Source organism: Bradyrhizobium sp. USDA 4516, from assembly GCF_054055915.1.
Genome location: NZ_JBSRXT010000001.1, coordinates 3,141,489 through 3,164,079, shown reverse-complemented (window position 1 = coordinate 3,164,079; position 22,591 = coordinate 3,141,489). Strand labels below are relative to the sequence as shown.

General features: G+C 65.0%; 19 protein-coding genes. 12 read left to right on the top strand and 7 right to left on the bottom strand.

Features of this window, described 5'->3' with window-relative positions:
* Nucleotides 1–65 precede the first annotated feature (65 nt).
* From ACVI1L_RS14565 to ACVI1L_RS14550, 4 genes are all read right to left on the bottom strand, one after another.
* Nucleotides 66–1,355, bottom strand: coding sequence for a cytochrome P450 (locus ACVI1L_RS14565; RefSeq protein ID WP_456783172.1), 1,290 nt, complete (start codon nt 1,353–1,355; stop codon nt 66–68).
* Nucleotides 1,356–1,506: 151 nt separating this feature from the next.
* Nucleotides 1,507–2,604, bottom strand: a complete 1,098-nt coding sequence (locus tag ACVI1L_RS14560) for an HD-GYP domain-containing protein (RefSeq protein WP_057015342.1) — start codon at nt 2,602–2,604, stop codon at nt 1,507–1,509.
* 291 nt (nt 2,605–2,895) lie between these two features.
* Nucleotides 2,896–5,181 carry a xanthine dehydrogenase family protein molybdopterin-binding subunit gene (locus tag ACVI1L_RS14555; RefSeq protein WP_168856618.1) on the bottom strand — a complete coding sequence of 762 codons (2,286 nt, stop codon included), beginning with the start codon at nt 5,179–5,181 and terminating at the stop codon, nt 2,896–2,898.
* Nucleotides 5,178–5,669 (bottom strand): (2Fe-2S)-binding protein, encoded by a 492-nt coding sequence (locus ACVI1L_RS14550; protein WP_026192016.1) that lies wholly within the window; start codon nt 5,667–5,669, stop codon nt 5,178–5,180. The genes ACVI1L_RS14555 and ACVI1L_RS14550 overlap by 4 nt, the downstream gene beginning before the upstream one ends.
* 309 nt (nt 5,670–5,978) lie before the next feature.
* On the opposite strand from ACVI1L_RS14550, the gene ACVI1L_RS14545 reads away from it, so the two are divergent.
* From ACVI1L_RS14545 to ACVI1L_RS14535, 3 genes are all read left to right on the top strand, one after another.
* Complete coding sequence (locus ACVI1L_RS14545; protein ID WP_456783171.1) at nt 5,979–6,767, top strand: alpha/beta fold hydrolase; 789 nt, start codon at nt 5,979–5,981, stop codon at nt 6,765–6,767.
* Nucleotides 6,764–7,099, top strand: a complete 336-nt coding sequence (locus ACVI1L_RS14540; RefSeq protein WP_057015339.1) for a hypothetical protein — start codon at nt 6,764–6,766, stop codon at nt 7,097–7,099. Before ACVI1L_RS14545 ends, ACVI1L_RS14540 begins: the two co-directional genes overlap by 4 nt.
* 134 nt (nt 7,100–7,233) lie before the next feature.
* Nucleotides 7,234–7,908, top strand: a complete 675-nt coding sequence (locus tag ACVI1L_RS14535; RefSeq protein ID WP_076824544.1) for a dienelactone hydrolase family protein — start codon at nt 7,234–7,236, stop codon at nt 7,906–7,908.
* Nucleotides 7,909–8,039: 131 nt separating this feature from the next.
* Here ACVI1L_RS14535 and ACVI1L_RS14530 read toward each other — a convergent pair whose 3' ends face one another.
* The 3 genes from ACVI1L_RS14530 to ACVI1L_RS14520 all read right to left on the bottom strand — a co-directional run bounded on the left by ACVI1L_RS14530 (nt 8,040) and on the right by ACVI1L_RS14520 (nt 10,073).
* Nucleotides 8,040–8,795 (bottom strand): polysaccharide biosynthesis/export family protein, encoded by a 756-nt coding sequence (locus ACVI1L_RS14530; RefSeq protein WP_168856621.1) that lies wholly within the window; start codon nt 8,793–8,795, stop codon nt 8,040–8,042.
* Between the two features lie 173 nt (nt 8,796–8,968).
* A complete protein-coding gene (msrA, locus tag ACVI1L_RS14525) occupies nt 8,969–9,625 on the bottom strand; it encodes a peptide-methionine (S)-S-oxide reductase MsrA (RefSeq protein WP_057015336.1) in 657 nt (218 codons plus the stop codon).
* A 130-nt stretch (nt 9,626–9,755) separates the two neighbouring features.
* Nucleotides 9,756–10,073, bottom strand: a complete 318-nt coding sequence (locus ACVI1L_RS14520; RefSeq protein WP_016842666.1) for a hypothetical protein — start codon at nt 10,071–10,073, stop codon at nt 9,756–9,758.
* Between the two features lie 373 nt (nt 10,074–10,446).
* On the opposite strand from ACVI1L_RS14520, the gene rpsT reads away from it, so the two are divergent.
* The 9 genes from rpsT to ACVI1L_RS14475 all read left to right on the top strand — a co-directional run bounded on the left by rpsT (nt 10,447) and on the right by ACVI1L_RS14475 (nt 22,580).
* Nucleotides 10,447–10,713, top strand: coding sequence for a 30S ribosomal protein S20 (rpsT, locus tag ACVI1L_RS14515; protein WP_057015335.1), 267 nt, complete (start codon nt 10,447–10,449; stop codon nt 10,711–10,713).
* Between the two features lie 1,227 nt (nt 10,714–11,940).
* Nucleotides 11,941–13,371: a chromosomal replication initiator protein DnaA gene (gene dnaA / locus ACVI1L_RS14510; RefSeq protein ID WP_456783170.1), complete on the top strand. Its 1,431-nt coding sequence runs from the start codon at nt 11,941–11,943 to the stop codon at nt 13,369–13,371.
* Between the two features lie 264 nt (nt 13,372–13,635).
* Entirely contained in the window at nt 13,636–14,754 is a 1,119-nt protein-coding gene (gene dnaN, locus ACVI1L_RS14505; RefSeq protein ID WP_057015333.1) for a DNA polymerase III subunit beta, read from the top strand.
* 52 nt (nt 14,755–14,806) lie between these two features.
* Nucleotides 14,807–15,094 carry a GIY-YIG nuclease family protein gene (locus ACVI1L_RS14500; protein WP_456783169.1) on the top strand — a complete coding sequence of 96 codons (288 nt, stop codon included), beginning with the start codon at nt 14,807–14,809 and terminating at the stop codon, nt 15,092–15,094.
* A gap of 46 nt (nt 15,095–15,140) precedes the next feature.
* Nucleotides 15,141–16,277, top strand: coding sequence for a DNA replication/repair protein RecF (gene recF, locus ACVI1L_RS14495; protein ID WP_092080951.1), 1,137 nt, complete (start codon nt 15,141–15,143; stop codon nt 16,275–16,277).
* Nucleotides 16,278–16,762: 485 nt separating this feature from the next.
* Entirely contained in the window at nt 16,763–19,198 is a 2,436-nt protein-coding gene (gene gyrB / locus ACVI1L_RS14490) for a DNA topoisomerase (ATP-hydrolyzing) subunit B (protein ID WP_456783168.1), read from the top strand.
* A gap of 164 nt (nt 19,199–19,362) precedes the next feature.
* Nucleotides 19,363–20,655 (top strand): UDP-N-acetylglucosamine 1-carboxyvinyltransferase, encoded by a 1,293-nt coding sequence (murA, locus tag ACVI1L_RS14485; RefSeq protein WP_456783167.1) that lies wholly within the window; start codon nt 19,363–19,365, stop codon nt 20,653–20,655.
* A gap of 57 nt (nt 20,656–20,712) precedes the next feature.
* Nucleotides 20,713–22,110, top strand: coding sequence for an MATE family efflux transporter (locus tag ACVI1L_RS14480; protein WP_168856624.1), 1,398 nt, complete (start codon nt 20,713–20,715; stop codon nt 22,108–22,110).
* Nucleotides 22,107–22,580 carry a DUF2867 domain-containing protein gene (locus ACVI1L_RS14475; protein WP_076824534.1) on the top strand — a complete coding sequence of 158 codons (474 nt, stop codon included), beginning with the start codon at nt 22,107–22,109 and terminating at the stop codon, nt 22,578–22,580. Before ACVI1L_RS14480 ends, ACVI1L_RS14475 begins: the two co-directional genes overlap by 4 nt.
* Nucleotides 22,581–22,591 lie beyond the last annotated feature (11 nt).

The window sequence follows — 22,591 nt, the reverse complement described above, 5'->3', positions numbered from 1 at the left end:
GCATCGAACCCGGAATCTCGAGATTCCGGGCCTGGTCCTTCGGACCATCCCGGAATGAAAAGTACTCAATTCACCTCGAACCGGATCGGCAGCTTCTTCGGGCCGTTGACAAAATAGGCCTGCGTCATCTTCACCTCGCCGTCGAGCGACAGCGACCTCAGGTGCGGCAGCAGCTCCTCGAACAGGATGCGCATCTCGAGCTTGGCGAGGTACTGACCGAGACAGAGATGCGCGCCATAGCCGAACGCGACATGGCGGTTGGGCTTGCGGTCGCTGCGGAAGCGATCGGGGTCCTCGAACACCTCCTCGTCGCGATTGCCCGAGGCGTAGCACAGCATCAGCCAGTCGCCCTTGGCGATCTTGCGGCCGCCGAGCTCGGTATCCGCGGTGGCCGAGCGCATGAAATGCTTGACCGGCGTCATCCAGCGGATCGACTCATCGACCAGGCCCGGAATCAGGTCCGGATTGGCCTTCACCTTGGCGAATTCCGCGGGGTCCCTGGCCAGCGCCCAGATCGCGCCGGCGGTCGAGGATGAGGTGGTGTCGTGGCCCGCCGTCGCGACGATCATGTAATAGCTGGTCTGATCGTGCTCCGGCATGTACTCGCCGCCGATCTTCGCGTTGGCGATGACGGTGGCGAGATCGTCGCGCGGGTGCTGGCGGCGATCCTCGGTGATCTTGCGGAAGTAGGCGGAAAAGTCGGCGATGATCGCCTGCAACATCGCGGAGACCTGCTCCGCGCTCAGCGCGTCGCGGACGCGCGCGGTGTCGGGATCCTGCGGCCCGAACAGTTCCTGCGTCAGCTTGAGCATGCGCGGCTCGTCCGCCTCGGGCACGCCGAGGATCTCCATGATGACGTGCAGCGGATAGCCGAGCGCGACGTCCTCGACGAAGTCGCAGGCGCCGCCCCTCGCGAGCATGCGCTGCACCGTGGCGCGCGCGATCTCGCGGACGCGGGCCTCGAACTTGCCGAGATTGGCCGGCATGAACCAGCCTTGCGTCAGCGCGCGATATTTCGGGTGATCGGGCGCGTCCATCTGCACCAGCGAGCGCACCAAATTGGGCCCGCCCGTGATCTTGCGAACGCGCTCCTCGAGCGCCTGCGTCGTCAGGGTGGTCGGCCGATCGGCGTTGTGGAACAGCTCGTTCTGCCGGCTGATCGCCTGGATATGCGCGTGCTTGGTCACCACCCAGAACGGGTCGAACTTCTCGGGCCGCGCGATGCCGAGCGGGTTGTTGGCGCGCAGCCAGCGATAGCTGTCGTGGATGCGGTCGTCCGCATAGGCGACGGGATCGACAAGGGTTGCCGCGATGTCGGCGGGGATGTCGAAATCCCCGGTCGTTGCCGTATCCATGATCGTCCTCACCCGTCGGAGCATCGGTCCTGCCGATGATCACCGGAATCTAGGCGGAGGTAAGGAGCACGACTTGCGTTGATTGGCTAGAGCCGTCGCCTCAGCCGGCATTGCGACGACGAAGCGACGTAGCAATGATGGGGTTGAGGACTCAATAGTGCCCGAACGCCACCGGGCGGAACGCCTGCAGCAATTGCTGGTCGAGCTTGCCGCCCATCTCCTCCATCATGGAGAATGCCTTGGCGTGGGTGAACTGCAGGCGGTAGGCGCGCTTCTCGACCAAAGCGGCATAGACGTCGACGATCGTGGTGACGCGGACGATGTCGCTGATCTGGTTGCCGCTGAGGCCGTTCGGATAGCCGGTGCCGTCGAGGAATTCGTGGTGATGCAGGATCACGTCGAGCATTTCCGGCGGGAAGCCGCCCTGCGCGGACAACGCCTCGTAGCCGCGGCGCGGATGCTCGCGCATCTCGGCCATTTCCTCCACCGTCAGCGCGCCGGGCTTGTCGAGCAGCGCGACCGGAACGAAGGCCTTGCCGACGTCGTGCAGCAGCGCGGCGCGGGCGAGCCGGCGCTGATCGTCGTCGCGCATGCCGAGATGCTGCGCGAAGGCGACTGCAAAACCGGTCACGAACAAGCAGTGGCGATAGGTCTCCTGGTGATGGCAGCCGACCGTGGTCAGCCATTCGCGCAGCGAGTTGTGCTTGATCGCCTTGAGGATCTTGTTCTCGGCGGCGACGATGTCCTCGAACTTGAGCGGCTCGCCGGCGCGCATCCGCTCGAACATCTTGACCATCACGCCGTGCGCGGCTTCGACGCCGCGGTTGAGCGCCTTGCCGCGATCGGTTTCGTCATAGCCACTGTTGTCGGGGAACGCGGCGCGGATGCGCTGCAGGATGCCGCGCGCATCGAACGGCCGCGAGATCGTGTCGGTGGCGCCGAGCGCCCAGGCCTGCATCGAGGCGTGATGCAAGGCGTCCGCCAGCACGAACAGCCGCGGCATCTCGCGATAGGCGTCGGCCTGCAGCTTGGCGCGGACGAGTTGCACGGCTTCGGGCGAGCGCAGATTGATGTCGACGACGATGCCGGAGAGATCGCGGGCCGGCTGCTCGGGAATGTCAGAGGTCGGAACGGTATCGACCTCGCCCACCGAGCGCAGGATGTTGGCGAGCTCGTTGCTCTGATCGCTTCGATCTGACGCCAGCAGGAGGCGGCGCTTCGAAGTCTGGTTGTTGGCTAAGGCTGTCATGAAATCCCCGTCGCGGTAACGACTGACGCCGGGACGCTACCTGACGATGCGTTCCCTCCGGCTTAATGGGGATGCTGAACGGCGCTTAAGCGCAATGGGTACAATTTGAGGGATCGCCGAATCCGCCAGCAAAATCAGGCCGGCCGGAAATCGATGCAGTTGCGCAGATCGGCAGCGAATCATGAATTTTTGCGGCGTCGAAGTTGATGCCGTCACTGCCCGGCCGACACGCGGAGCAAAGATAAACGCCGGAGAGCTCGTGCTCTCCGGCGTCCTTGTTCGTTCAGGCCGTTACGCCTTCATCGCCGCCTTGACGGCTTCCGCGGTGATCGGCAGGCCGCGGACGCGGGCGCCGACCGCGTTGAAGACGGCGTTGCCGATCGCCGGCGCCACCACCGTCACCGCGGGCTCGCCGACGCCGGTCGCCTTCTCGCCATTGGCGATGACGTTGACCGCGACTTCCGGCAGCTGGCTCATCCGAAGCGGCGTGTAGCTGTCGAAGTTGGTCTGCTCGATGCCGCCGTCCTTCAACGTCGCCTTCTCGAACAGCGCCAGCGACATGCCCCACAGCGCCGCGCCCTCGACCTGGGCTCGGATGCCGTCGGGATTCACCTGCGTACCAACGTCGGTCGCAACCGTCAGCTTCTTCACCGTCACCTCGCCCGACGGGGCGACCGCGACATGGGCGACGCAGGCAGTCCAGCTCGCCGTGGCGCGCTCCTGCGACGACACGCAGGCGACCCCCATGCCTTCGCCCTTGGGCAGCTGCTTGGTGCCGTAGCCGGCAAGCCCCATCGCAGCGAGCAAGGTGTTGCGGAGACGCTGCGCGCCGCCGTCATTCTTGCCCTTGCCGTCGAGCAACGAGATGCGCAGCTGCGCCGGGTCCTTGCCGGTCGCATGCGCGATCTCGTCGATCATGCTTTCGACCGCCCAGAACGTCCAGCCCGGCGCCACCGAACGGAGCTGACCCGACGGGGTGGCGTTGTGCGCCATCTCGTTCTTGATCGCCCGCACATAGTGGTTGGGCACGGTATAGAAGAAGTCCGCTCCGTTCACGGTGAAGGAGTCGAGCGGGCCCTTCTTGTCGACCGACGGTGTGAGGAAATCGGGGATTCCCCAGCGCGCGGTCGGCCAGGCCGAGACCACGTCGTGGCTCATCGCGACGATCTTGCCGTCGCCGTCCATGCCGGCCTTCACCTTCTGGTAGGTCAGCGGACGCGAGAAATCCATCGTCATGTCGTTTTCGCGCGTGTAGATGACCTTGACCGGCTTGCCGACGGCCTTCGCCGCCTGCACCGCGGGCACCATCATGTCGGCGTCGAGACGCCGGCCGAAACCGCCGCCCAGCCACATCTGGTGCATCACCACGAACTTCGGATCGATCCCGGCGGCGCCGGCCGCAATCGCGCCGGAGCGCGTCGCGAACTGGTTGCCGGAATAGATGTGCAGGATGTCGCCCTTGAACTCCGCGGTGGCGTTCATCGGCTCCATCGGCGCGTGGATGTTGATGTTGGTGGTGTATTCCGCCTCCAGCACCTTGGCCGCCGATCCGAAGGCCGCCTTGGGATCACCGTCCTTGACGAAGAACTGGCCGGAATCGTCCAGTCCCTGAAGCCGCTTGGCCTCGGCGAGCAGCGATTCGCTCGACAGCTTCGCGTTCGGACCGCCGTCATAGCTGATCTTCAGCGCCGCCGCGGCTTTCTTCGCCTGCGCATAGGTGTTGGCGACCGCGACGACCCAGCCGGTCGTGGTTGTGGTCTTGTCGTCGAGGGTGACGGCCTTGATGAAGCCGGGCAGCTTCTTGGCCGCGCTATCGTCGACCGACTTCACGGTGGCGCCGTAACGCACCGGCGGCGTGACCAGCGCGCCGTAGACCATGCCCGGCACCATCACGTCGATGCCGTACTTGGCCGTGCCGTTGGTCTTCGACGGGATGTCGAGTTGCGGCACCGAGACGCCGATCATCGTGTACTGGTCGGGCGTCTTCAGCTTGATCGCCTTCAGATCATCCGCCGTGAAGGTCTTGGTCGCCTTGCCGCTCTTCACCACTTCGGCGAACGACATCGACTTCTTCGACTTCGCATGGCTGATCCTGGAGTCACGTACCACCAGCTCGCCGGCCGGCACGCCCATGGAGGCCGCCGCCGCCTCGGTCAATGCAATGCGGCCGGCTGCGCCGGCGCGGCTCATCGCGTCGAAGTTCATCATCGTCGACCAGCTGCCGCCGGTGATCTGCGCGCCCAGCACGGGATCGTTGAACTTCGGATCGTTGGAGGCGAGTTGAACCCGCATGTCCTTCCAGTTCGCGCCGAGCTCTTCGGCCACGATCTGCGCCATGGTCGAGGCGACGTGCTGGCCCATGTCGGCCTTGCCGCAGGTCACGGTGACGAGACCGTCGGGCGCGATCGAATACCAGACGCTCGGCTCGAAGTTGGCGGGCGCGGGTGCCGCGAGCGCCTGGTCGATGCCGGACCCGGCGTAGCCGAGCACGAGGCCGGTTGCAGCGGTGCCGACCAGGAAGGAACGGCGGCTGAGATCGGTCGTCTCTGGCGCGAGGTTTTTCACGTGCTTGTTCATGTCGCCCTCCGCTCGGATCCGGTGGCCGATGCGGTGCGCATGTCGGACGCAGCGCGCATGATCGCCTTCTGGATTCGTGAATAGGTCATGCAACGGCACAGGTTGCCGTCCATATGCGCGACCACTTCTTCCTTGGTCGGGTTGGTATTCTTCGACAGCAGCGCCGCCGCCTGCATGATCTGGCCGGACTGGCAGTAGCCGCATTGCGGCACCTGCTCGGCGACCCAGGCCTTCTGCAAGGGATGATCGCCCTTGGCGGAGAGGCCTTCGATGGTGGTGATCTTCTTGCCGACGGCGTCGGCGACCGAGGTCTGGCAGGACCGCACCGCTTCGCCGTTGACGTGAACCGTGCAGGCGCCGCACAGACCGGCGCCGCAACCGAATTTGGTGCCCGTCATCTGCAATTGCTCGCGGATGACCCAAAGCAGCGGCGTGTCATTGGCCGCCTCGACGGACATATTCCGTCCGTTGATATTGAGATTTGGCATCTCTCTCCCCTTCCGGTGTAGGAAGCCGCTTACGGCGGCAACTCACTGTTGGGTCTTGGCCGGCGCCCACCGGGTAAGCGACAGTTGCCGAAACAATGATCCGGTTCCCGGCTGGAGGCAATCCAATTTGGAATTGCTCGAAAAGAATAAATTTCCGAAGATGCCTGTTGTGCGATGCGGCAACGGCATGACGCTTTTTGGAATACCAGCGTTGGTGTCTAATCGACAGGCGCTTGCTCAAAGCGTCGGCAGCAAGCGCCGGCAACGCCGTCCGACGACAGCGGCGAGAGAAACACAAGGAGCCCGTCAATGGCCAAGCTCAACCGCAACGGCGTCGAGATCTACTACGAGGTTCACGGCAGCGGCCCGCCGCTGATCCTGACCCACGGCTATTCCTCGACCTCGGCGATGTGGCAGGGCCAGATCGAGGCGCTGTCGCGGCGGCACAAGCTGATCCTGTGGGACATGCGCGGGCACGGCCAGTCCGACTATCCCGACGATCCCGATGCCTATAGCGAAGCGCTGACGGTCGGCGATATCGCCGCTCTGCTCGACGCCGCCGGCGCCGACAAGGCGATCGTCGGCGGGCTGTCGCTCGGCGGCTACATGTCGCTCGCCTTTCATCGCGCCCATCCGGAGCGGGTGCGGGCGCTGCTGATCATCGACACCGGCCCGGGCTTCAAGAAGGACGACGCCCGTGAGGTCTGGAACAAGCGCGCCCGCGAGACCGGCGACCGCTTCGACCGCGAAGGGCTCGAGGTGCTTAGGTCGTTGAGCGCCGAGCGCGCGTCGGTCACCCATCGCAACGCCAGGGGCCTCGCGCTCGCCGCGCGCGGCATGCTGGCACAGCGCGATGCACGGGTGATCGAATCGCTGCCCGGGATCCAGGTGCCAGCACTGGTTGTGGTCGGCGCCGACGACACGCCGTTCCTGGCGGCGTCCGACTACATGGCGGCAAAAATCCCCGGGGCGCGGAAGGCGGTGATTCCGAACGCCGGCCATGCCGTCAACATCGACCAGCCGCAGGCCTTCATCGCCGCGGTGCTGCCGTTCCTGGATGGCCTTGAAGCCGGCGCGCCGGGAAAGCCCGCGCCATGAAGACAATCGCCGTTGCCTTGTTGCTGACTGCGGCGACGACAGGGGCGAGCGCGCAGAAGCTGCCGTTCGTCACAGCCCCGTCCACTTTCACCGCGACGTTGTCGAACACCACGCCGCTGGTGTTCGGCATGGGCGTTGCGGACGCGCAGCGCGCGCTCGGCACGCCTTTCACCTATGTCAGCGGACGGCCCGGCAACGAGATCTTCCTGACCTTCCGCGACCTCGGCGGCAGCGGGCTGTTTCCGCACCACGACCGCCTCTTCCTGCAATTCCGCAAACACCGGCTGACCGGCTGGAAGGCCGACTGGGGCGAGAACTGGATGTGGCGCTAGAGCATGGTCCGGAAAAGTGCGAAGCGGTTTTCCGAAACGGCCATGTTCAAACGAAGAGCCAAAGCGCGACGACGATGTCATCGCGCCTCATCATCGAGAGCTTCATGCACCCCCCAAACTGACAAGGATGGACCATGGGACAAGACATCAAACTCAAAGCTTCGGACGGATTTGAACTCGGCGCCTACCGCGCCGATCCTGCCGGCGCGCCGAAGGGCGCGGTCGTCGTGATCCAGGAGATTTTTGGCGTCAATCACCACATCCGCTCGGTCTGCGACCGGCTGGCGAAGGAAGGCTATGTCGCGGTTGCACCTTCGATCTTCGACCGCATCACGCCGAACTTCCAGAGCGGCTATTCCCCCGACGAGATCGCCGAGGCGCGGAAGTTCGTTGCCAATCCGGACTGGGCCGCGATGCTGCGCGACAGCCAGGCGGCGATCGACGCTGTGAAGCCGGTCGGTCCGGTCGGCATCATCGGCTTCTGCCTCGGCGGCAGCGTCGCCTATGCTGCCGCCACCAAGCTGGCCGGGCTGTCAGCCGCGGTCGGCTATTACGGCGGCGCCGTCGTGCGCTTCGCCGACGACAAGCCGGCGGTGCCGACGCAGCTACATTTCGGTGAGAAGGATGCCGGCATTCCCCTGAGCGATGTCGAGACCATCAAGTCGAAGCGGCCCGAGGTCGAGGTCTTCATCTATCCCGGCGCGCAGCACGGCTTCCATTGCGACGAGCGCGCCAGCTACGACAAGGCAAGCGCCGACATCGCCTGGCCGCGCAGCATGGAGTTTTTCGCAAAGCATCTGAAGAAGTGACGCTGCAAGCGTCATTCCGGGGCGATGCGCAGTATCGAACCACAGATGCGCAATTGCGCATCGGGGAATCTCGAGGTTCCGGGTCTGGTGCTAACGCACCATCCCGGAATGAAGAAGGACACTATCCTTCTTCAGAACCAGCGCTCGCCGACGAATACCGTATCGCCCGGGCTCATCGGCGTGCCCAGCGGCACCACAAAGCGCCCGGAGCCGGACGCATCGGTGTGGGTCAGCGTCACGCTGTCGCGGCGGGCACGCGGCGAGAAGCCGCCGGCAATCGCGACCGCGCTCTCGACCGTCATGTTCGGCACGTAGGGATATTGGCCGGGGGCCTGGACTTCGCCGAGGATGAAGAACGGACGATAGGACTCGATCTCGACCGCCACCGAAGGCTCGCGGATATAGCCGTTGCGCAGCCGTGCCGAGATTTCGCCGGCAAGCCCGGCCGGCGTGCGGCCGCGCGCCGGCACCGAGCCGATCAGCGGCATGGTAATCGCGCCCGCGGCGTCGATCGCATAGGAATTGGTCAGGCCTTCCTGGCCGTAGACCACCACGCGAAGCTTGTCGCCGGGGCCAAGGTGATAGCCGTTGTCGTAACCGGCGGGGGGTCCACCCGGGGAGGCGGCGGCATAGACGACCGGGGCGGCGGCCGGTGCGGCATAGCCATAACCAGGGGACGTGCTGGCGAAGGCGGAACGCAATGCGCTGATCGCACCGCCGCCGCCTGCATCGGCAACCGGAGCGGGTGCGTAGGCCGGGCCGTAGGTGACGGCATCGACGCCTTGCGGGCCGACGGCGACGGGACCGGACGTGCTCATGCAACCAGACAGCGCGAGCGCAGCCACAACGGCAGTGATCGGCAATCGTAACGCGCGTGCAACCGGCACCGGACCTATCCCTCAACGGCGAGACAGGCCCAGTCTTGCACCACTTATGGTTAACAAAGGGTTTTCGAGGATCGAGCGGGAGGCCGGAACAGCCGGCCTCCCATTGGCTTGGAGCCGTGCCCGGGAAGAGCGCAAACCGGCTTTCCAGAGCGAGCTCTTTCTCAACAAGACGATCAGGCGGTGACGCCGACGCCGATCGGGCAGGACACGCCGGTGCCGCCGAGCCCGCAATAGCCCGCCGGATTCTTGGCGAGGTATTGCTGGTGATAGTCCTCGGCGAAGTAGAATTCACCGGCTGGCGCGACCTCGGTGGTGATGGCGCCGAGGCCCTTGGCGGCAAGCGCCTTCTGATACATCGCCTGCGACTCATCGGCGGCTTTGCGCTGCGCGTCGCTGAACGTGTAGATCGCGGAGCGATATTGCGTGCCGATGTCGTTGCCCTGGCGCATGCCCTGCGTCGGGTTGTGGTTCTCCCAGAACGTCTTCAGCAGCCTCTCGTAGGAGATCTTCTTCGGGTCGAACACGACCAGCACCACTTCGGTGTGGCCGGTGCGCCCCGAGCATACTTCCTCATAGGTCGGGTTCGGCGTGTGGCCGCCGGCATAGCCGACCGCGGTGGTGTAGATCCCCTCGCCGAGTTCCCAGAACTTGCGCTCCGCGCCCCAGAAGCAGCCGAGCCCGAACACCGCCTGCTCGAGGCCTTGCGGATAAGGCGGCTGCAACTTGCTGCCATTGACGAAATGGGTGATCGCGGTCGGGATCGGCGTCGCGCGGCCCGGCAACGCCTCGGCGGCGCTCGGCAACGCAGTGGTCTTGCGCATGAACAACATGGACACCTCCAGGCGGGACATCGGCCGACGCGGCAACGGCCTGCGGGCCGGCTGTCACCTATATATGTCCTTACGCGGATGATGGCAGCCCCGTTACGGGGCGGTGCAGCCAAGGAGGGCTGCCGACAAGTCAGTCGCGCGCGTAGCCGATCAGGGGCTTACGCGGCCGGAACAGGATCATCAGCAGGATGCCGGCAATGCCGAGCACCGCGAATACCGGCTGCTCCAGAAGCAGGCGGATCACGTCATTCCAGAGCCAGGGCGCGAAGCGATCCACCCAGGCATGGAATGCCTGCTGGCTCGACTGGTGGATGTCGTTCCAGAACTGGCCGAATTGGGTGAACCGCAGGCTCTGGTCGGCGACGTAGCGGGCCCCGTCATAGACCATGAAGATGAAGCTGCCGGCCAGCAGCAGAAGGCCGATCAGACGGAAAAAGCCGCGGATCATGCGTCACCCTAACTCCCAGTCGCGCCCCACGCGTCGTCAGGCCTTACCGGGCGCCCCCCGGAAATTCAACCTCTTCAGCGGCTTATCCGGCCCCCGCAGGGACGATTTCGGGCCCTTTTGGGGTCCCGAAAGCGTTGACGCTTAAGCCCGCGCCATCTATAAGACCGACCGATGGCGGCGGGCGCAATCCTGCCGCCGCTGTTCTTTGGACAGTGTCGCATGCGGAGGCAGCATTTTGCGCTCTTCGCATGGCCGCCTCAAGGACACCCAAGAAAACCACCTTGGACAAATACATCAGAGTTGAGATTTGAACCGGCCGGTGCGCGCAAGCCCGACCACCGAGCGATCACCGCCGAAGGACAGTTAGAGAACCATGGCCAACACCACCTCCGCCAAGAAGGCGACCCGCAAGATTGCCCGCCGCACCATCGTCAACAAGTCGCGCCGCACGCAGATGCGTGGCGCGGTGCGCACCGTCGAGGAAGCGATCAAGAGCGGCGACCGCGAGGCGGCACTGAAGGCGATGAGCCGCGCTGAGCCCGAGCTGATGAAGGCAGCACAGCGCAACATCATTCACAAGAACCTCGCGAGCCGTAAGGTGTCGCGCCTCACGCAGAGCATCGCCAAGCTCGCGAAGTAACGGCTTGCCACCAGAGCTGACTGGAAAACACATTTGTCACGAAGCCCGGCTCGCGCCGGGCTTTTTGTTTTTGTCTCGACTTTTGTCGTGGAAGTTTCATAGCGCGAGAACACTTCGCGTTGCCGCGCAACGAACTGCGTGTCATGTTTCGTCGCGTCCGTAGTTCTACCGGCTCGACATGCTTAACGCGCCGCACTCGCCCACAGATTGTTCTTCGCTAAGCTAGATAGATGGAATAGCGCGCGAGCATTTCGCGGACGAAACTTGCGAAGCGGGGTTACCCTGCAAAAGTAATCGAGAAAAATGACGTCTCGCGAATTACTTATGCACATAGCGTTGGACAGCGATTGGAAAAATGACCGGCGCGAGACCAAATGTAAATTTTCTATGAAAAATTTTTGGTATTGCACCGTCGTTTGTGACACGCGTGAATCTGTGCGCTGATTCAAAAACTTGCTTTCGCAACTCAGCATCGGCAACGCCGCAACAGTCGCGAAGAGTCTCGATCCCCGTCGAATCCACGGATTGTCAGAAAATCAGCTTGGTGTATTTATTTCTTGTTCGCGACGCCCACGGCTCTCCAGATCAGCGCGGTTTGAGACCCAGGGGCGGACGCACAAATCGGCGGCGGTGTGTGCGTTAGCGACGCTTTCCAAGCGAAGCTAGATTGACAACTCATAGCGATATGAGGACAGACGACCTGTGTCAAAAATTCTCCGGCGATGTCCCCGGCAATTTGGGGGATCGAACAAGAGAGACCAGGACGTCAGTCGGAATCTGGCAGCGGGAACGCGGAGCGAGTGAACGGGTTGACGACGACACGGCGGCGGCGAAGCGCCGGGCATTTCGGTGTTCGGTAGCAGCAGTTCGAATTTGAAGACACGAGCAAGCTGACAACTTGCCGCGATACGTCGCGGCGGGAGGGGGAGGTCATATGGCTTACGGTATCATCACTGCAGTCGAACCAACGACAGCCGAAGCGCAAATTTCCAGTGGTGCCGTAATCAACCCCTCGGACGTCAGCTCCCACCCGAAGCGTCCGTCGAGTACGCGCTGACCTCGCGGGGCGCATCTTCTCCAAACAGCTGATCTGTCGGGTGGCGCATGGACGCCACACGGGAGAGCTTTGTCCGGAGCAGACCGCGCCCGCTAGAGGTCGCGCCGCGGCAGGAAACCTGCACGGCGCTTTCGCAACGATTATCTCTCAGACTTGGAAGTACGAAGGCAATGACGAACACGGAACAGGATCGCTGGTCGCGGGTGAAGGGACGTTTGCGGACGAGCGTTGGCGAGGACGTCTACACGAGCTGGTTCGCTCGGATGGATCTGGAGAGCGTGCACGACGAGAGCGTGCACCTGTCGGTTCCGACCCGGTTCCTCAAGAGCTGGATCCAGGCGCACTATGCCGAACGCGTGCTCTCCTGCTGGCAGGCCGAGATGCCCGAAGTGCATCGCATCGACCTCACCGTGCGCTCGGCAATCCGCGCGACGGCTCCGGTGAAGGAAACGGTTGCGCCCGTCGAAGTGCGCCGCATCGAGCGCACTGACGGCCGGCTCGTGCCTGAACTGCGCTCGGTTGCGACCGCGCCGGTGTCCGCGAGCCACGACGCGCTCGGCGGCTCGCCGCTCGATCCGCGCCTGACCTTCGCCAGCTTCGTCGTCGGCAGGTCCAACACGCTGGCTCATGCGGCGGCCCGCCAGGTCGCGGAAGGTCGCCGCGGCGATCCCGTGATGTTCAACCCGCTCTACATTCATGCCGGCGTCGGCCTCGGCAAGACGCATCTGCTGCAGGCGGTGACCTGGGCCGGCAATTCCGGCGGCGAGCGCAAGGTGCTGTATCTCACCGCCGAGAAGTTCATGTACGGCTTCGTCGCGGCGCTGAAGACGCAGACGGCGCTGGCCTTCAAGGAGGCGCTGCGCGGCATCGACGTGCTGGTCATCGACGATCTGCAGTTCCTGCAGGGCAAGTCGACGCAGGCCGAGTTCTGCCACACGCTGAACGCGCTGATCGATGCCGGCCGCCAGGTTGTGATCGCAGCCGACCGTCCGCCGTCGGATCTGGAAAGCCTCGACGACCGCGTGCGCTCGCGGCTCGCCGGTGGCCTCGTGGTCGAGATGGGCTCGCTCGGCGAGGAACTGCGGCTCGGCATCCTGAAGTCGCGCGCCGCCGCCGCCCGCGCCCACCATGCGAGCTTCGATGTACCGGAGGAAGTGCTCGACTATCTGGCGCGCACCATCACCCATAACGGCCGCGACCTTGAAGGCGCGATCAATCGCCTGCTGGCGCACTCCAAGCTCAACAACCAGCCGGTGACGCTGGAGATGGCCGAGCGCGAGGTGCGCGACCTGATCCGCCCACAGGAGCCGAAGCGGATCAAGATCGAGGACATCCAGCGCGTGGTCGCCCGGCAGTACAATGTCAGCCGCTCCGACTTGCTGTCGTCCCGCCGTACCGCCAATGTGGTACGCCCGCGCCAGGTCGCGATGTATCTGGCGAAGACGCTGACCTTGCGCTCGCTGCCGGAGATCGGCCGGCGCTTCGGCGGCCGCGACCACACCACGGTGTTGCACGCCGTGCGCAAGATTGAGGCACTGGTCGCCAAGGACACGGCGCTGTCGGAGGAAGTCGAATCGCTGAAGCGCCAGCTGCAGGAATAGGGCCGCTTCATCCGGCCGGATCGTTCCATAGCCCTCCCCTCGCCAAAGGGGAGGGCTAAACTTTTTTCCGACCCAAAACGTGGGGAACGGGGCTCGTTTCGCGCCCGTATCCCTTGCACCGGCCGCCCATCCGCGCCACCTTGCGGTCCCCCCGTGGGTTTGATCAAATCCGGTATTGATCCGGCTTTTCGGGTTTCCAATGCCGCGGCGCTGCCCTGAACGGCCGCCCGGCTTTTCCATCTGAGGGATCTGGCGGGTATTGCAATGAAGGTCACCGTCGAGCGCGCGCAACTCCTGAGATCGCTGGGTCACGTTCACCGCGTGGTCGAGCGCCGCAACACCATCCCGATCCTCGGCAACGTGTTGATCCGCGCCGAGGGCGCCAAATTGTCGCTGAAGGCGACCGACCTCGACCTCGAGGTGACGGAGACCTTGGCCGCCGAGACCGGAACCGCCGGCTCGACCACGGTGCCCGCGCACATGTTCTACGACATCGTCCGCAAGCTGCCCGACGGCTCGCAGATCGTGCTGGAAGCCGACGGCGACCGCTCGGTGCTGGCCGTGCGTGCCGGCCGCTCGCGCTTCACGCTGCAGACGCTGCCCGAGAGCGACTTCCCGGGCCTTGCCGCCGGCGACATGACGCATTCGTTCTCGCTGCCGGCGTCCGACATCAAGCGCCTGATCGACCGCACCCAGTTCGCGATCTCGACCGAAGAGACCCGCTACTACCTCAACGGCATCTATCTGCACGCGGCCGGCAGCGCCAAGGCGGCGACCCTGCGCGGCGTTGCGACCGACGGTCACCGGCTGGCGCAGATCGACCTCGCGCTGCCCAAGGGCGCAACCGGCATGCCCGGCGTGATCGTCCCGCGCAAGACGGTCGGCGAGGTGCAGCGGCTGATCGAGGGCGACGACGCCGAGATCTCGATCGAGCTGTCGGACGGCAAGATCCGCTTTACGCTCGGCAACGTGGTGCTGACCTCGAAGCTGATCGACGGCACCTTCCCGGACTATGGCCGCGTCATCCCGCAGAACAACGATAAGGAACTCGTCGTCGACAAGAAGGATTTCGAGGCCGCCGTCGACCGCGTCTCGACGATTTCCAGCGAACGCGGCCGCGCGGTGAAGCTCGCGCTGTCCGCGGGCAAGCTGGTGCTCTCGGTCACCAACCCGGATTCCGGCAGCGCCACCGAGGAGCTCGAGGTCGAGTACGCCTCCGACGCGCTCGATATCGGCTTCAACTCGCGCTATCTGCTCGACATCGCCGCCCAGATCGAGGGCGAGGTCGCAGTGCTGAAGCTCGCCGATCCCGGCTCGCCGACCCTTGTGCAGGACCGCGACAGCAAGGGCGCGCTCTACGTGCTGATGCCGATGCGGGTGTGATTCCTCCTTCTCGTCATGGCCGGGCTTGACCCGGCCATCCATCGAGCAAGAGATGACCTATTGGGTGTACACCCTCGCCAGCAAGCCCGGTGGAACCCTTTACGTCGGTGTAACCAATAATCTGGTCCAGCGCGTCTACGAGCATCGCGAAGGTCTGGCCGAGGGCTTTACCAAGAAGTACGGCATCAAGACGCTCGTCTATTTTGAGGCACACGAGACGATTGCCGCCGCCCTTCAGCGCGAGAAGAATATCAAGCACTGGTCGCGTGAGTGGAAAATCGACCTGATCGTCGCAGGCAATCCCGAGTGGCGCGATCTATATGATGAAATTGTCCGCTGACGCGGACGATGGATTGCCGGGTCAAGCCCGGCAATGACAAGGAACCATGACCCCGTCCCGCATTCACCGCCTGTCGCTGACGCATTTCCGCAATTACCGGACGGCGACGCTGCAGGTCGCCGGCGACATGGTGGTGCTGGTCGGGCCGAACGGCGCCGGCAAGACCAATTGTATGGAAGCGGTCTCGTTTCTGTCGCCGGGCCGCGGCCTGCGCCGCGCGACGCTGGAGGACATCGCCGACAACCAGGGCGACGGCTCCTGGGCGGTCTCGGCCGAAGTCGAGGGCGCGCTCGGCCTTGCGACGCTCGGCACCGGTATCGATCCGCCGACCGGTGACGCCGGTAACACAAGGCGCTGCCGCATCGACCGCGAACCGGTGGGGTCCGCAACCGCGTTCGGCGATCATCTGCGCATCGTGTGGCTGACGCCGGCGATGGACGGCCTGTTCATGGGCGCCGCCTCGGAACGGCGGCGCTTCTTCGATCGCCTGGTGCTGGCGATCGATTCCGAGCATTCCAGCCGCGTCTCGGCACTGGAGCGCTCGCTGCGCTCGCGCAACCGGCTGCTCGAGGTGCGCAACTATGACGACCATTGGTGTGATGCGATCGAGCGCGAGACCGCCGAGCTTGCGGTCGCGGTCGCCGCATCACGCGGCCAGACCGCCGCCAAGCTCGCCGTGATGCTGCGCGAGCGCGGCGCGGCCTCGGCCTTCCCCTCCGCCGAGATCATGCTCGACGGCTGGATGGAGAATGCGCTGCTGCAGGAGCCTGCAACGGCGGTGGAGGACCGCTACCGCGAGATCCTGCGCGCCAGCCGGCCGCGCGATGCCGCCGCCGGGCGCACGCTCGACGGCCCGCATCTGACCGATCTGCAGGTGGTCTACGCGCCGAAGAACATGCCGGCGCGTGACGCCTCGACCGGCGAGCAGAAGGCGCTCTTGATCGGGCTGGTGCTGGCGCACGCCACGATGGTCGCGGAGATGACCGGCATCGTGCCGCTGCTGCTGCTCGACGAGGTCGTCGCCCATCTCGATCCGAACCGCCGCAAGGCGCTGTTCGACGAGCTCGCCAAGCTCGGCGCGCAGGTCTGGATGACCGGCGCCGATCCCGCGGCGTTCGTCGATATCGGCCCGCGAGGAGAGATTTTCGACGTCGAATCCGGCCGCGCCACGCGGCGCGGCTGATTGGCTAGTCTAGGGCAATCTGAAGCGATGGCGCCGTCGCAGAGCGCATTGCCAAAATATCGAAATCAACCCCATGCAAAGTGGCCAGCGGCGGCAGGCGTTCGACCAAGCAGCTTGACACGTCGGGCAACTCAGGAACAATATTCTAATATTCCGAAATTACGCGAGCATCCCTCGCCCCGGTTCGCCCTGCCCAGCGGGGAGAAGCGAACCTCCGAAGTCGCTCCAATTCAGCTTGGTCTCATCATGTTTCTGGCGGCGCAGAATCGGCCTCGATAGGGCTCCGAATCCGCCACCGAATCGGGCTTTTCAAAGCCCCCGGAATCCGCCTTTGAAAGCCTTGAAACAGGCCTAAAAAATCCTATTTATTCAATAGTTTGCAGATGGAGACTTTGCGCTAGGCGCAACCCCTCTTTCATGGCACAAATAGCGGAATCAGCGCCTCATATTGCGCGGCTGATTCGGATAATCCTCGAAGGCCTCACATGACTGAACCTGCCCGGCAGACCCCTGCCGAATCTGAGCATCCCGTTCCGGCCGAATATGGCGCGGAATCGATCCGGGTGCTGAAGGGCCTCGACGCCGTCCGCAAGCGCCCCGGCATGTATATCGGCGACACCGACGACGGTTCCGGCCTGCACCACATGGTCTACGAGGTCGTCGACAATGCGATCGACGAGGCGCTGGCGGGCCACGCCAGCCGCGTCCTGGTCACCCTCAACGCCGACAATTCCGTCACCGTGTACGACGACGGACGCGGCATACCGGTCGGCATCCACAAGGAAGAGGGCGTCTCGGCAGCCGAGGTCATTATGACCCAACTGCACGCCGGCGGAAAATTCGACCAGAACTCCTACAAGGTTTCCGGCGGCCTGCACGGCGTCGGCGTCTCCGTCGTCAACGCGCTCTCCAGCAAGCTCGCGCTGCGGATCTGGCGCGACGACAAGGAGCACTACATCGAATTCGCGCACGGCGATGCCGTGGCGCCGCTCAAAGTGGTCGGCGATGCCCCAGGCAAGCGCGGCACCGAGGTCACCTTCCTCGCCTCGGTCGAGACCTTCAAGAACATCGAGTATGATTTCGCGACGCTCGAGCACCGGCTGCGCGAGCTCGCCTTCCTCAATTCCGGCGTCAACATCGTGCTCTCCGACATGCGTCACGCGGTCGAGAAGCGCGAGGAGATGCACTATTCCGGCGGCGTCGAGGAATTCGTCAAATATCTCGACCGCAACAAGAAGGCGATCGTGCCGGCACCGATCATGGTGCGTTCGGAAGCCAACGGCATCGGCGTCGAGGCGGCGCTGTGGTGGAACGACAGCTACCACGAGAACGTGCTGTGCTTCACCAACAACATCCCGCAGCGCGACGGCGGCACCCATCTGGCCGGCTTCCGCGGCGCGCTGACGCGCCAGGTCAACGGCTATGCCGAGGCCAATGCGAAGAAGGAAAAGATCGCGCTGACCGGCGACGATTGCCGCGAAGGCCTCACCGCGGTGCTGTCGGTGAAGGTGCCCGATCCGAAATTCTCGTCGCAGACCAAGGACAAGCTGGTGTCCTCGGAGGTTCGACCGGTGGTCGAGAACGTCCTGAACGAGGCACTGGCCGCCTGGTTCGAGGAGAATCCGAAGGAAGCCAAGGAGATCGTCGGCAAGGTGATCCAGGCCGCCGCGGCCCGCGAGGCTGCGCGCAAGGCCCGCGAGCTGACCCGCAAGAATCCGCTCAGCGTCTCCTCGCTGCCCGGCAAGCTCGCCGACTGCCAGGAGAAGGACCCGGCCAAATCCGAACTGTTCATCGTCGAGGGCGACTCGGCAGGCGGCAGCGCCAAGCAGGGCCGTAACCGCGAATTCCAGGCGGTGCTGCCGCTGCGCGGCAAGATCCTCAATGTCGAGCGCGTCCGTCCCGACAAGATGCTGTCGTCCGAGCAGATCGGCACGCTGATCACCGCGCTCGGCACCGGCATCAGTGACGATTTCTCGGTCGACAAGCTGCGCTATCACAAGATCATCGTGATGACCGACGCCGACGTCGACGGCGCCCACATCCGCACCCTGCTGCTGACCTTCTTCTATCGTCAGATGCGCTCGATCATCGATGGCGGTTATCTCTATATCGCCCAGCCGCCGCTCTATAAGGTCTCGCGCGGCAAGTCCGAGCAATACCTGAAGGACGAGCGCGCCCTCGAGGACTACCTGATCTCGACCGGGCTCGACGAATGCGTCTTCAAGCCGGCCTCCGGCGACGACCGCTCGGGCCGTGATCTGCTGTCGCTGGTCGAGGACGCCCGGGTGATCCGCTCGGTGTTGCGCAACCTGCACAGCCGCTATAATCGCGCCGTCATCGAGCAGGCCGCGATCGCGGGCGTGCTCAATCCCAGGATCACCGGCGACATCGCCACCGCCAATTCGGCGGCCGAATACATCGCCAAGCGGCTGGACGCCGTGGCCGAAGAAGTCGAGCGCGGCTGGATCGGCACCTTCACGGAGGGCCAGGGGTTCCAGTTCGAGCGCACCGTGCGCGGGGTCAGGGAATTCGCCGTGATCGACGACGCCTTTCTCGGCTCGGCCGACGCCCGCAAGCTCGATGAGTATGCGACCGAACTGCAAGAGATCTACGTGCGCGCGGGCAAGCTGCGGCGCAAGGATGCCGAGCAGATCATCCACGGCCCGATCGACCTGTTCGAGGCGGTGACCGACGCCGCCCGCAAGGGCATCTCGCTGCAGCGCTACAAAGGTCTCGGCGAGATGAACCCGGACCAGCTCTGGGAGACCACGCTGGACACCGAGGCGCGCTCGCTGCTGCAGGTGAAGATCAAGGAGGTCGACGAGGCCGACGATATCTTCACCAAGCTGATGGGCGACGTGGTCGAGCCGCGCCGCGAGTTCATCCAGGACAATTCGCTCAGCGCAACCATCGACATCTAGGTTCCGCGCACGGCCAAGCGGGTGTGCGCTTTTCGGCGCCGTCGCGGCGCTACCTTTCGTGTGGAAGCTGCGCCGCCAGTTGTGTTACGGTGCCGCACGGCCGTTGATTCCGTTGCGGAATTTCCAATGGCCCAGTCTGAATGATGCGTTAGGGGACATTCCGCGTGCCGCCGATCCAATACATCGTCGAAGGCGGCCGCCGCCTTTCGGGCACCATCGAGCCGTCGGGCAACAAGAACTCCGCGCTGCCGATCATCGCCGCGGCACTGCTCACCGAGCACCCGGTCACGCTGACCAACGTGCCGCGCATCCGCGACACCGAAACGCTGGTCGAATTGTGCCGCTCGGTCGGCGCCACCGCCGAATGGACCGAGCGCAACACGCTGCAGATTCATGCCAAGGAGATCCGCGCCGCCGATCTCGATCCGGCGCTATGCGCGCGCATCCGCGCCTCGATCCTGCTCGCAGGCCCGCTGCTCGCCCGCTGCGGCGAGGTCGCGCTGCCGCCGCCCGGCGGCGACGTGATCGGCCGCCGCCGGCTCGACACGCACTTCCTGGCCTTCGAGCAGCTCGGCGCCACCGTCACCGCGACGCACCGGCTCGAATTCCGCGCCACGCGGCTGAAGGGCGCCGACGTGTTCCTCGACGAGCCCAGCGTCACCGCGACGGAGAACGCGCTGGTCGCCGCGGTCGCCGCCCGCGGCACCACCTATCTGCGCAACGCGGCCTCCGAGCCGCATGTGCAGGACCTCGCCAATTTCCTGATCGCGCTCGGCGCCAGGATCGAAGGCGTCGGCACCAACACCATCATCGTGCACGGGCCGACAACGCTCGGCAGCACGACTTTCGCGATCCAGCCCGACCATATCGAGGTCGGATCGTTGATCGGGCTCGCCGCGGTGACCCGCTCGCCGCTGCGCATCGCGCGCGCCGGCGTCGAGCATCTGCGCTCGATCCGGATGGGTTTTGAGCGGCTCGGCATCGTCTGCGGCGTCGAGGGCGACGACCTCGTCGTACCGTCCGGCCAGACCATGAAGATCCAGGACGATTTCGGCGGCCATGTGCCGAAGCTTGAGGACCAGCCCTGGCCGGCCTTCCCGGCCGACCTGATGTCGATCGCGATCGTCACCGCGACACAGTGCGACGGTGTCATCCTGATGCACGAGAAGATGTTCGAATCCCGGATGTTCTTCGTCGACAACCTGATCGCGATGGGTGGCCGCATCGTGCTGTGCGACCCGCACCGCGCGATCGTCGCCGGCCCCAGCCGGCTGCGCGGCGCGCCGATGAACTCGCCCGACATCCGGGCCGGTATGGCGATGCTGCTGGCCGCGGTGTGTGCCGAGGGCACCTCCACAATCAACAACGCCGACCAGATCGAGCGCGGCTATGAGCGGATCGATGAGCGGCTCAACGCCCTCGGCGCCAAGATCAGGCGGATACCCGCGCGATCGTGATTCCCTGCGGCAGCTTGGCCATCCTTCCGGCCGGTTTGCCGTGCTAAGCGTGCCGTCATGACCTGCATCGACAAGATCGACCCGGCCGCGCCGAACGCGGCCGTTGTCGTCCCTCGCAACCTGCTCACGGCCGAGCTCGCGGAAACGCTGAAGCTCGCGGTGCCGCTCGCGCTGACGCAGCTCGGGCAGATCGCGATGATGACGACCGATCTCGCCTTCATCGGCCGGCTCGGCAGCGAAAACGTCGCCGCCGCGGCGCTGGCGCACACCGTGTATTTCGTCAGCTTCACCATTGGCATGGGCATGATGTCGGCGGTCTCGCCCCTGGCCGCGCAGGCGTTCGGCGCGCGCAACCCGCGCGTGATGCGGCGCGCGCTCCGCGTCGGCCTGTGGGCCGGCTTCTTCATGGTGCTGCCGCTGATGGCGCTGCCGTTCCAGGGCGAGCGCATCCTGCTTATGCTCGGCCAGACCCAGGCCACCGCGCATCTGGCGCAGCAATATCTGTTCGGTCTCGCCTGGGGCATCCTGCCGGCGCTGTGGTTCATCGCGCTCCGCGGCTTCATGAGCGCGGTGAACAGGCCGGAGCCGGTGCTGTGGATCACGCTCGCGGCGATCCCGGCCAATGCGCTGATGGTCTACCTGTTGCTCTACGGCAAATGGGGCATGCCCGAACTCGGCATGTTCGGCGCCGGGCTTGCGACCACGATCGTCAATCTCGGCACCTTCCTTGCCGGCGTGTGGTTCGCGGCGCGCCGCCGCCCGTTCCGCAAGTACCACGTATTCAGCCGCGTCTGGCGCATCGACTGGCCGCTGATGGGCAAGCTGGTCGCCGTCGGCGCGCCGATCTCGATCGCCTTCTTGCTGGAGTACGGCCTGTTCGGTGCGGCCGGCCTGCTCATGGGGCTGATCAGCACCACGGCGCTAGCCGCGCACCAGATCGCGCTGCAGATCGCGGCGATCCTGTTCATGGTGCCGTTCGGCGTCAGCATGGCCGCTACCGTGCGGGTCGGCCAGGCCGTCGGCCGCCGCGATACCGACGCGGTGCAGCGCGCCGGCTTTGTCGCGATCGCGCTCAGCGGCATCTTCATGAGCATCATGACGTTCGCGGTGATCCTGGCCCGCTTCGAGATCGCGGCGCTGTTCCTCGGCGAGGCCTCCGATACCACCGCGCAGCTCACCGCGGCGCTGCTGTTGATTGGCGCGACCTTCTTCATCGCCGACGGCATCCAGACCACCACCGCGGGCGCGCTGCGCGGCATGAACGACACCCAGGTGCCGCTGCTGTTTGCCGTCATCAGCTATTGGCTGATCGGCTTCGCGTCGGCCTCAGCGCTCGCCTTCTGGGTCAAGCTCGACGCCGCCGGTGTCTGGATCGGGCTGTCGCTCGGGACGGCGGTCTATGCGACCCTCCTTGTCTTGCGTTTCCGCCTGCTGGCACGCAGACTGGGCAAATGAGGGTCGACGAGGTCACGCCGAACGTGGATTCCGCCGCGCTGCTCGCCGGCGCGCAGTTCGTCGACGCGTTCCGGATCGCGACCGCGCGCCCCGACCTCGATGCGCGGCACGCCGCCGAGGCGATGGTGGCGCGGCAGCCGCGCTGGATCGAATGGCTGCTTGCCCTGCGTAATTTCATCGTCGCGCCGCTTGGCCTGAAAACCTCGGGCGCAGCCGACGGCGCGACACGCGATATGATCGGCATCTTTCCGGTGGTCAGCGAGACGCCGGAGCGGCTGGTCGCGGGATTCAACGACAAGCATCTCGACTTCCGGCTCGTCGTCGACGTCGCCTCCGCGGGAGCTGTGCGCAGCATTACCGCGACCACGCTGGTGCTCACCCACAACTGGTTCGGGCGCGCCTATCTCGCGGTGATCCTGCCGTTCCATCGCCTGATCGTGCCCGCGATGCTGCGCAAGGCCGGACGCTGAAGTAGTACTCG